Origin of the sequence: Methanobrevibacter cuticularis (assembly GCF_001639285.1) — an archaeon.
Classification (GTDB): Archaea; Methanobacteriota; Methanobacteria; order Methanobacteriales; family Methanobacteriaceae; genus Methanobaculum; species Methanobaculum cuticulare.
Genome location: NZ_LWMW01000137.1, coordinates 1 through 10289, shown reverse-complemented (window position 1 = coordinate 10289; position 10289 = coordinate 1). Strand labels below are relative to the sequence as shown.

Sequence of the window (10289 nt, the reverse complement as noted above, 5' to 3'; positions counted from 1 at the left end):
AATCCGATGATAATGTGAATTTCATTGTCAGTAAATCAGGAACTATAATTAATGTTGACTTACCTACTGATGCTGTTTATGGTGAAAACTCCACTATTGCTGGTAATATCACTGATGTTAATGGTAACCTAATAAACGGAACATACAACATCACAGTAACTATAAATGGTGTAGAATACAATGTAACTGTTATCGATGGTCTTTGGAGTTTAACAATACAAAATAATCTTGGTGGCTCAAATACTATAACAGTCATTTATCCAGGAACTAGTAACTACGAAAACTCTCTTATTAATGATAGTTTTAATGTTGCAAGGGCTAATTCTACTATAAATATTAATTTACCGAGCAATGCTACTTATGGAGGAAATTCCACTATCAATGGTAATATCACTGATGTTAATGGTAACCTAATAAACGGAACATACAACATCACAGTAACTATCAATGGCGTAGATTACGATGTAACTGTTATTGATGGTATTTGGAGTTTAACAATACCTAATACAAATGTAGGAATAGCTAATGTAGACATATTTTTCCCTGGAAACAATAACTACAATAATGCAACAATAACTACTAACTATACTGTTAATCCAAAGAATCTTGGAACTAAAATCACAATAACCTCAACAAGAAACGGCAATAAAATTACCTACAAAATCACACTCAAAGACAATCAAGGAAACATATTAACTAATCAAACTGTTACTTTAGCTATTGCAGGTAAAAGTGTGAGCCTTAGGACAAATAGTCAAGGGATTGCACAGTACACATACACAGCAACTAAAGCAGGAAAATACTACGCAAACGCAGCATACAACGGACTAAACACCGAAAACATCATCTATGGCTCTTCCAGTGCAAAATCCAACACTATATCAATCACAAAAACAAACATAAAAGTCTATCATGTTGCTAAGAGTGCTAAAACTGTAAAATATCATGGAAAAAGATACAGAGTCTATTATAAAACCTATTATATTAAAAATTATGGTATTTTAACAGGTTCTAAACTATTCAAGAAATCTTTTAAAGGTTTCACACTAAGCAAAATCAGCAAAACAAACAACATAAAAACAAACTACAACAAAACCAAAAAAATCCTAAAAATCAGTGTAAAAAACCTCGCACATGCAAAAATAGCCAAAATCAAAATAAAATTCTACAAAAGAATCGCATAAAAACTTTTAGCTAGTATAAAAGTTAAAAAAAATCCAAAAAATTTAAAAAGTAGAGAATAAATTAATTTTTTTCTTATTCTCTCTTACTTTACTTTTTATTTAGTAAAACAATATTATTTTTTTACTTATTTTCTTATTTTATTTCTTTATTATTAATTTTTTAATTCTTACTTACAGACCACTTATTTTTTATCATATTATTCTTTTTTTAATTTTAATAATGGATTTTATCAGTATATCATATGAATAATTATATTAATTAATAAAATAATATTAATATAACATATAAATTGAGAGATGATATAAAATAGGTTATTAGCTATAATAATTTTTGATTGAATTTTATAAGGATGTAAAAATAAAAGGAGAATTATATGATTAAAGTAGATCCTAATTTATGTAAAGGATGTGATTTGTGTATAGAAACTTGTCCTGAGCATGTTTATGATAAGTCATCAAAACTCAACAAGAAAGGAGTTTATCTTCCATGTCCTAAACGTGAAAAAGATTGTACAAAATGTCATTTATGTGAATTAATGTGTCCTGATCAAGCTATTAGTGTAACAGAAGATGAAGAAGATGATCAAGTTGATAATATAAATGATGATGAGAAATCTGATCAGACTGATAATGCAACTGATGAAAAAACATTAAAGGAGACAACTGATGTCTAAAGAGCTTTTTGTTCAAGGAAATGAGGCATGTGCTTTAGGGGCTATAGAAGCAGGATGTCGTTTCTTTGGAGGTTATCCTATTACTCCCTCAACTGAAATTGCTGAGGATTTAGCTATTCTTCTTCCAAAACATGGAGGATCATTTATTCAAATGGAAGATGAAATTGGAGCTATTGGTGCTGTTATTGGAGCTAGTTGGAGTGGGCTTAAATCAATGACTGCGACTTCTGGTCCTGGATTTTCTCTTATGCAAGAAAATATTGGTTATGCTCAAATTACTGAAACACCAATGGTAATTGTTAATGTTCAAAGAGGGGCTCCTTCAACAGGTCAGCCCACTATGGCAGCTCAAGGGGACATGATGCAAGCTAGATGGGGGTCTCATGGAGATTATGAGCCAATTACTCTTTCTCCATCATCAGTTCAGGAATTTTTTGATTTTACTATAGAATCATTTAATCTTGCTGAAAAATATAGGATTCCTGTCATTTTAGCAGCTGATGAAGTCATTGGACATATGAGAGAAAAAATTATTATTCCTGATAAGGTGGATATTATAAAAAGAGTCATGCCAAAAGAAAAACCAGAAGAATTCTTACCTTTTAAGGCAGAACCTACTGGTACAAGTCCAATGGCTCCTTTTGGTGAAGGTTATAATTTACCTATCACTGGACTCACTCATGATGAGAGAGGTTACCCTGATACTTCATCTCCAGAAGCACATAGCAAACTAATCACAAGATTGTGTGATAAAATATTAAAAAATAGGGAAAATATTGTATCAATTGAGGAAAGAATGTGTGATGATGCAGATATTATATTGATATCTTATGGTGCTCCAGTAAGATCAATATTCACAGCAGTTGATCTTGCAAGAGATGAAGGCTTAAAAGTAGGTTCTATTAAAATAAATACTCCATGGCCATTCCCTGAATCTCAAATAGCTACTGCGGCTGAAACAGCTAAACATTTATTCATGGTTGAGATGAATTTAGGACAGATGGTCCATGAAGTAGAACGAGTAGCAGGAAATAAGGCAAAAGTTCATCTTATTTCAAAAATTGGTGGAGAACTTCATAAACCTAAAGAAATATTATCTAAAATTAAAGAAATTAACTAAGGAGGGATGGAAATGGTTGAAAAAAGTTTAAATAAAAATATCAGTGAATCTGAGGAGAATAATTTAAATAAGACTGCTCCTAAATCTGAAAATAAAAATCCTGAACATCCTTATATTAAATACCTTAGAAAAGATAGACTTCCTCATATATTTTGTAATGGGTGTGGAAATGGTATAGTTCTTAATAGCTTCTTTAGAGGAATGGAATCAGCAAAAATGGATCTTAACGAAATAGCTATGGTCTCTGGTATAGGTTGTTCTTCAAGAATTCCTGGTTATGTTAAATGTGATTCTCTTCATACAACTCATGGAAGAGCTATTAGCTTTGCTACTGGATTGAAAGTAGGAAATCCTGATTTAAATGTCGTTGTATTTACTGGGGATGGTGATGCTGCTTCTATTGGAGGTAACCATTTAATTCATGGTGCAAGAAGAAATATAAATCTTACAGTTGTTTGTATAAATAATAACATCTATGGAATGACTGGTGGTCAAATCAGTCCAACTTCTCCAGAAGGTAGTTTTGGAACAACCGCTCCTTATGGAACAACTGATAAACCATTTAACCTCTCTGAACTCGTGACTGCTGCTGGAGCAAGTTATGTATCTAGGTGGACAACAGTTCACCCTCTTCAATTATCCAATTCAATTAAAAAAGCTCTTTTAACTCCTGGATTCTCATTTGTAGAAGTAATCTCGCAATGCCCTACTTATTTTGGGCGTAAAAATAAGCTCAGGACACCTGTTGATATGATAAGATCATTCAAAGAAAATAGTATTAACAAAAGACGTGCAGATAAGATGGAAGATAAAGAACTAATTGGAAAAATAATAGTGGGAGAATTTGTAAATAAACCTAGGGCTGAATTTAGTGATAATGTTTGTAATTTGTCAATGCAAGAATGTGGAAAAAAACATGCGACCAAATCAGCTTATTTAGAAAACTCAGAAAATTTATAGTGGTTATATAAGAGGGATTATTATGAGAAAAGAAGTTAGAATAGCTGGGTTTGGAGGTCAAGGAGTCATTTTAGCAGGAATAATTATTGGAAAAGCTGCTTCACTTTTTGATGAGAAAAATGCAGTTCAAACTCAGTCATACGGTCCTGAAGCTCGGGGAGGAGCTTCAAGAACAGAAATAGTAATTAGTGATGAAGAAATTCATTATCCTAAAGTCCAAAATCCTGATATATTAGTTGCTATGTCTCATGAAGCATTGATTAAATACATGGGAGACTTAAAAGACAAAGGGATTTTAATAATTGATCCTGATATGATTGATGAGAGTGAAATAACTGAATTTGTAGAAAAACATAAAATCAAATTGTTCAGAGCTAAAGCTACTCAAACAGCTCAAAAAGATATAGGTCTAAAAATTGTAGCTAACATTGTCATGATAGGAGCTATAACTAATATTACAGGGATAGTTTCATACGATGCTGCAAAACAAGCCATATTGGATACCGTCCCAAAAGGAACAGAAGATAAGAATATAAACGCCTTTGAATTAGGATATGCTATGGATGGCTAGTTAACTGTGCCAATGACATGAATATTAATTAAATATGGAATTTATAATAACTTTTCAATATGTAAGAATATTATATATAGAATCTTATAATTATGAATTTTTTAATATTTAATTAATTTTATATTTATAGTGAAGTTTTTTAATATTTAATTAATTTTATATTTATAATAGAAGTTTTTTAAACATCTAGAATGTAGGGATTATAATGAAATTTTTTGAACATAATGCGAAGAAAATATTTAAAAAATATGGAATCAATATATTAGAAGGGCATGTTGCTTATTCTCCAGAAGAAGCTGTGGAAATAGCTACAGAAATGGGAGTGCCTGTAGCTCTAAAATCACAAGTTCTAACTGGTGGAAGGGGAAAAGCTGGAGGGATTAAATTTGCAGATAATCCTGGTGAAGCATTCGAAATAGCAGGAAATCTTTTGGATTTAGAAATTAAGGGAGAAAAAGTAAAACATCTTCTTGTAGAAAAAAAGGCAAATATTAAAGAAGAATACTTTTTAACAGTTTCTATTGATAGATCTAATAAGAAACCAATTATCATGGCTAGTGTTGAGGGCGGAGTTGATATTGAACAATTAGCTATTGATAGCCCTGAAAAAATTATTAAATATCATGTTAACCCTTTAGAGGAGTTCTTACCATATGAAGCAAGAGAAATAGCTCGTAAGATGGGAGTAGAATCAAATTTAATATCTTCAGTTGGTTCAATAATATTGAAACTCTACAATGTATTTGATAAATATGATGCTCAAATAGCTGAAATTAATCCATTAATCCTCACAGATGAAGGATTAATAGCTGCTGATGCAAAACTTGAGATAGAAAATGATTCATTATTCCGTCATAAAGAATTAATGGAAGCTAATAATTTTAAACAAAAAGATTTTGCTTTTGTCAAACTTGATGGGGATATTGCAGTTATTGGTAATGGGGCAGGCCTTACTCTCACAGGAATGGACATGATAAAGCTTAATGGGGGAAAACCAGCTACTTTCTTAGATATTGGGGGCGGAGCTTCTGAAAATACAATCAAAAAAGCATTGAGTCTAGTTTTAAATTATGCTCCTGTTAAAGTAGTCTTCTTAAATGTTCTTGGAGGAATAACTCGAGCTGATGATGTAGCTAAAGGAGTTATAAATGCCCTAAATTCTTCTAAAAGAAAAATTAACATTGTTATTAGATTAACAGGGACTAATGAAGAAGAAGGCCAAAGACTTTTAGAAGAAGCAGGAATTCCTTTTGAGATTTCTATGGAAAAAGCAGCTAAAAAAGCTGTTGAAATTAGAAATTCACTAGTATAGCACTTTTTCAATCCTTTTTAATTTAAAATATGGGCTTTTGAGCTTATGCATTTATTTAAGATATGGTGTTTGCTTTAAATTGTTTCGTTAATAAAAAATATTGTTATTATAATAGTTTACATTTATTTATAATAAGTAAATTATAATAACTAAATTATAATGATAATTATTATAAAAAATTTTATGATATTATTTTATTTTAGGATAACGATTAAGCAATGTTTTTTATTAAGAAAATTATCAACTTTTTTGAGTTTAGTTGGCTATTTCCATCTTCATCATAAATATAAATAAGATTTATCAGGTTTTTCATGGCTTTTTATATCTGTACTATTTGTTGCTTTTGATAATTCATAATGCCTCAACTTATTTTCATTCTCTAAATCATTTTTTAATTCATCAAGAGAAATATTTTCAATATCCTTTTATATGAAAAATTTTTTAATAATGTTTCATCATTTAAATCAGAATTAAAATTAAATTCAATATTAGATTTTTCAGTATTACTTTTTAATGAAGTTTCTAGTTGTATTAGGCATATACATAAAACTTATAATGTTTTAAAATTTATTAAATAAACTTAAAAATATTTTTAATTTAATAAATTATCAATAGCTATTAATCAAAATCCTAAAAAATCAATTATTTATGTATTTTTCGAGAATTAAAAAGCATAAGAACATCAATTGATTTTTTAGACTAATTTTCAGATGATTTTTAAGAAAATATTTTAATATCAATCAGGGATTTATTTTTGAAGATATATTACAATTTATGTCTGCAATTCTTTGATAATTAGTGTGGATAATTTCTACATTGAACCTCAGATTATGATAAAATTTAGACACCTAAAATTCCAAAAGTTTTATATATGTTCAAATGAATAGATGTTCATATGTCAAAATCAGTTTGTGAAATCAAAAGTATTAGGGAAGATGTTGTTGATGAGGTGTCGAAAAAGATGCTTTCTGAAAAGGATTATTACGACTCTTCAAACTTATTTAAACTATTAGGTGATTATAACAGGGTTAGAATTATTTATGCACTTAATATTGAAGAATTGTGTGTATGCGAACTCTCTTTATTGTTAGATATGAGTCAATCTGCAATATCTCATCAATTAAGACTTCTAAGATCGAATAATATTGTGAAATTTAGAAAAGAAGAGAAAAAAGTCTATTATTCTATAAAGAATCATGAAATAATATCAGTATTGGAAAAGGTGTATAAAATTGACTAAAAAGGAAGATTGTCGTGATGATGTAAAAGTGGATGATTGTCATGATCATTGTTGTGATGATACAGAAGTGGATGATTGTCGTGATGATGTAAAAGTGGATGATTGTCGTGATGATTGTTGTGGTGATGTTAAAGTGGATGATTGTCATGATGATTGTTGTGATGATACAGAAATGGATGATTGTCATGATGAGGGATGTTGTTGTGAATCAGGAATCTTAGAAAATATTGATCATGTGGAAGAAAAAAAATCAAAAAAACCCTTGTTTTTGATGGTATTAGACGGAATATTAATCGCCCTTGGAATATATTCAACCACACTTGCTCAAACTCCTTTATCACTAGGTTTTGCTACAATAGATCAACCTATTTCTATTCTAATCTTTTTAATAGCTGTTATACTTGTAGGGCATGGTATTATAAAGCATGGGGTGAAGTCTCTTTTAAAAGGAGAAGTGAAAATTGAATTTTTGATTACAATAGCTACCATAGGAGCATTCCTATTAGGAGATGGATTAGAAGGTTCATCATTAATGTTTTTATTTTATTTGGCAGAATATATTGAAGGTTTTGCATTGGATAGGTCAAAAAAATCTTTATCTAAATTAGTTAGTCTAAATCCAGATGTTGCTACTATAAAAAAAGATGGAAAAGAATATGAAGTTGATGTTAATGTTTTAAAAATTAATGATGTTGTTGTTGTTAAACCAGGAGATAAAATTCCAATTGATGGAGTTATAATAATTGGAAATACTTCTGTTAATCAAGCATCTATAACTGGAGAAAGTTTAGCTGTTAGTAAAAAAGAAGGGGATGAAGTTTATAGTTCAACTATAAATGAAGAAGGATACATTGAAGTAAAAGTAACAAAAACATCTAACAACACCATATTTGCAAAAATTATAGGCCTCATTAAAGAATCAGAAGAGAAAAAAGCAAAAGTAGATATATTTATTGATAAATTTGCTAGATATTACACTCCTTTAGTTGTTATTATAGCTATACTTGTAGCTATAGTGCCTCCTCTGTTTTTTGGACAATCTCTTTCACAATGGGTGTATAAAAGTTTAGTACTATTGGTTATATCATGTCCTTGTGCATTAGCTATTTCAACACCAGTTTCAATGGTTTCAGCAATCACTGCAGGAACTAAAAATGGAATAATTATTAAAGGCGGAGAATATATTGAAGAATTATCAAGAATAAAAGCTATTCTGTTTGATAAAACAGGTACATTAACAGAAGGTAGATTAGAAGTAAGTGATATTGAACCTAACAATATCTCAAAAGAAGATCTTATCAAAATCGCCTGCAGTATTGAGGGAAAATCTAAACATCCAATTGCTAAAGCATTCAATGACTATCGATTAGCTAACAACATAGCTATTAAAGAAGTAACCAACTTTGAGTCAATAGCTGGAAAAGGATTGAAAGGAGTCATTGATAATGAGATGTATTATGTTGGTAAAAAAGACTTATTTGATCACAATGAAAACTTATTAGGCTCCCTAGGAACAAATACTAGTGGAAAAACAAGTGTAATTGTTGGAAATAGTAGAGAAATACTTGGTTTTATAAGTTTAAATGATAAAATTAGGGACAATGGGAAAGAAACTATATCTGAAATTAAAGATAACAATATCACAACAATAATGTTGACTGGAGACAATGAATCTACTGCTGGAAAAGTTGCATCAGAGTTAGGATTAAATAAATACTATCATGATTTATTGCCAGAAGATAAATTAAACATGGTTGAAGAATTGACAGGCAAGTATGGTGATGTTGCAATGGTAGGAGACGGCGTTAATGACACTCCATCTCTTGCAAGAGCAAATGTTGGAATAGCTATGGGAATGTCAGGAGCTGATGTAGCAGTTGAAACTGCAGACATAGTTCTAATGCAGGATAATCTATCTAAAATAGCATTATTAGTGAAAATAGCTAAAAAGACTATGAATGTTGTTAAAGAAAATGTAGCTTTTGCAATAACTGTAAAATCTATATTAGCTATTTTGGGCGTCTTAGGTCATGTAACATTGTTAGAAGCAGTTATTATTGGTGACATGGGAATAACTTTACTTGTTGTAGCCAATGCTCTTAGAATAGGGAGATGATAATTAAATCAATATTCAAAATAAGATTGTTATTTAACTACTAGAAATTAGTTAGTTTTAAATTATTTTAAACATAATCATCTTATTTTGTAATTTTATTATTTATAAAGATCATTTAGTTTTAAAAATCATTTAGTTTTAAAGATTGTTTAGTTTTAAAGATTGTTTAGTTTTAAAGATTGTTTAGTTTTAAAGATTGTTTAGTTTTAATATAATTTTCTAAATTTTCTTTTATTCTTTCTAAAGCTTAATGGAAATGTTTATTTATTATTAATTTGATATTAACATAATATCATGAACTAATAACTATCATTATTTCAATGCATATATTATAGTAATAGTGGTAATCTTTGTAAATTATTAATATTTTATTTCTCTTAAAAATTGTTTAAATTGAATTTAAAGATGAGAAATTGAATATTATAATTTTATAAAATGATAAATTTTTCAATAATGACTATAAAATAATAAATAATATGAGAGTGTCTCATAAGTAAGATTTTTAAAAAATTTAATAAAAATATTCCTCATTTAAAATCTTTAAATATTATATAAATAGCTATATTATTTTATTTATTAAAAATAGTATTTAAAAAATCTATAATTTAAATTTAAAATAATATAAATTCTTTAAAAATTGAATTAAATAAAATAATTAATTTATTATAAAATAAAATCTATTTTATTATAAAATTACATATATGTCAATGAAAATTTTAGTTATAAAATAGAAAATAATTAAAGAGGGATGTCTTAAGTAAAATATACTAATTTCTTTTTTATTTTTAGAGTCTACTAGAAAATTATATAGGGTCTGTCAAAAAAGTGGGGTTTTTTTTGAAAAAGTGTGGAGTTTTTTCAAAAATTAGAAAATGTGAATTGAATTTTTTTCACCATTTAGTCCATTATTGGAGATTGTTTGAAAATAATACACTTGAAACGTTATTTGATGAGTTTTTCATTGATAATTAAATAGTTAAATTTAAATATGAAAAAGGACAGATACTTATTTATGACTACAATAAGTAAATCTGCCCTTATAGATAATATTGGTCCTATTCAACTTAAACTTTTCGATTGTATTGAAGAAAAAGTTGATTTTAAAACTAAAG

The 10289-nt window shown here is 28.5% G+C and carries 9 protein-coding genes; all 9 read left to right on the top strand.

What is annotated here, in order from left to right:
* The coding region (locus MBCUT_RS09115) for an Ig-like domain-containing protein (protein WP_211263801.1) at positions 1–1184 on the top strand (1184 nt) is incomplete at its 5' end.
* A 374-nt stretch (positions 1185–1558) separates the two neighbouring features.
* Positions 1559–1858 (top strand): 4Fe-4S dicluster domain-containing protein, encoded by a 300-nt coding sequence (locus MBCUT_RS09110; RefSeq protein WP_067260369.1) that lies wholly within the window; start codon positions 1559–1561, stop codon positions 1856–1858.
* Positions 1851–2978, top strand: a complete 1128-nt coding sequence (locus MBCUT_RS09105) for a 2-oxoacid:acceptor oxidoreductase subunit alpha (protein WP_211263800.1) — start codon at positions 1851–1853, stop codon at positions 2976–2978. The genes MBCUT_RS09110 and MBCUT_RS09105 overlap by 8 nt, the downstream gene beginning before the upstream one ends.
* A gap of 12 nt (positions 2979–2990) precedes the next feature.
* Positions 2991–3938 (top strand): 2-oxoacid:ferredoxin oxidoreductase subunit beta, encoded by a 948-nt coding sequence (locus MBCUT_RS09100; RefSeq protein ID WP_084270791.1) that lies wholly within the window; start codon positions 2991–2993, stop codon positions 3936–3938.
* Between the two features lie 22 nt (positions 3939–3960).
* Positions 3961–4509, top strand: a complete 549-nt coding sequence (locus MBCUT_RS09095; RefSeq protein ID WP_067260367.1) for a 2-oxoacid:ferredoxin oxidoreductase subunit gamma — start codon at positions 3961–3963, stop codon at positions 4507–4509.
* A gap of 205 nt (positions 4510–4714) precedes the next feature.
* On the top strand, positions 4715–5821 hold the full coding sequence (gene sucC / locus MBCUT_RS09090) for an ADP-forming succinate--CoA ligase subunit beta (RefSeq protein WP_067260366.1): 1107 nt from the start codon (positions 4715–4717) through the stop codon (positions 5819–5821).
* 949 nt (positions 5822–6770) lie between these two features.
* On the top strand, positions 6771–7061 hold the full coding sequence (locus MBCUT_RS09085) for an ArsR/SmtB family transcription factor (protein WP_245634983.1): 291 nt from the start codon (positions 6771–6773) through the stop codon (positions 7059–7061).
* A 172-nt stretch (positions 7062–7233) separates the two neighbouring features.
* Positions 7234–9177 (top strand): heavy metal translocating P-type ATPase, encoded by a 1944-nt coding sequence (locus MBCUT_RS09080; protein WP_067260371.1) that lies wholly within the window; start codon positions 7234–7236, stop codon positions 9175–9177.
* 837 nt (positions 9178–10014) lie between these two features.
* Positions 10015–10149 carry a hypothetical protein gene (locus MBCUT_RS11785; RefSeq protein ID WP_281177985.1) on the top strand — a complete coding sequence of 45 codons (135 nt, stop codon included), beginning with the start codon at positions 10015–10017 and terminating at the stop codon, positions 10147–10149.
* Positions 10150–10289: the final 140 nt, after the last annotated feature.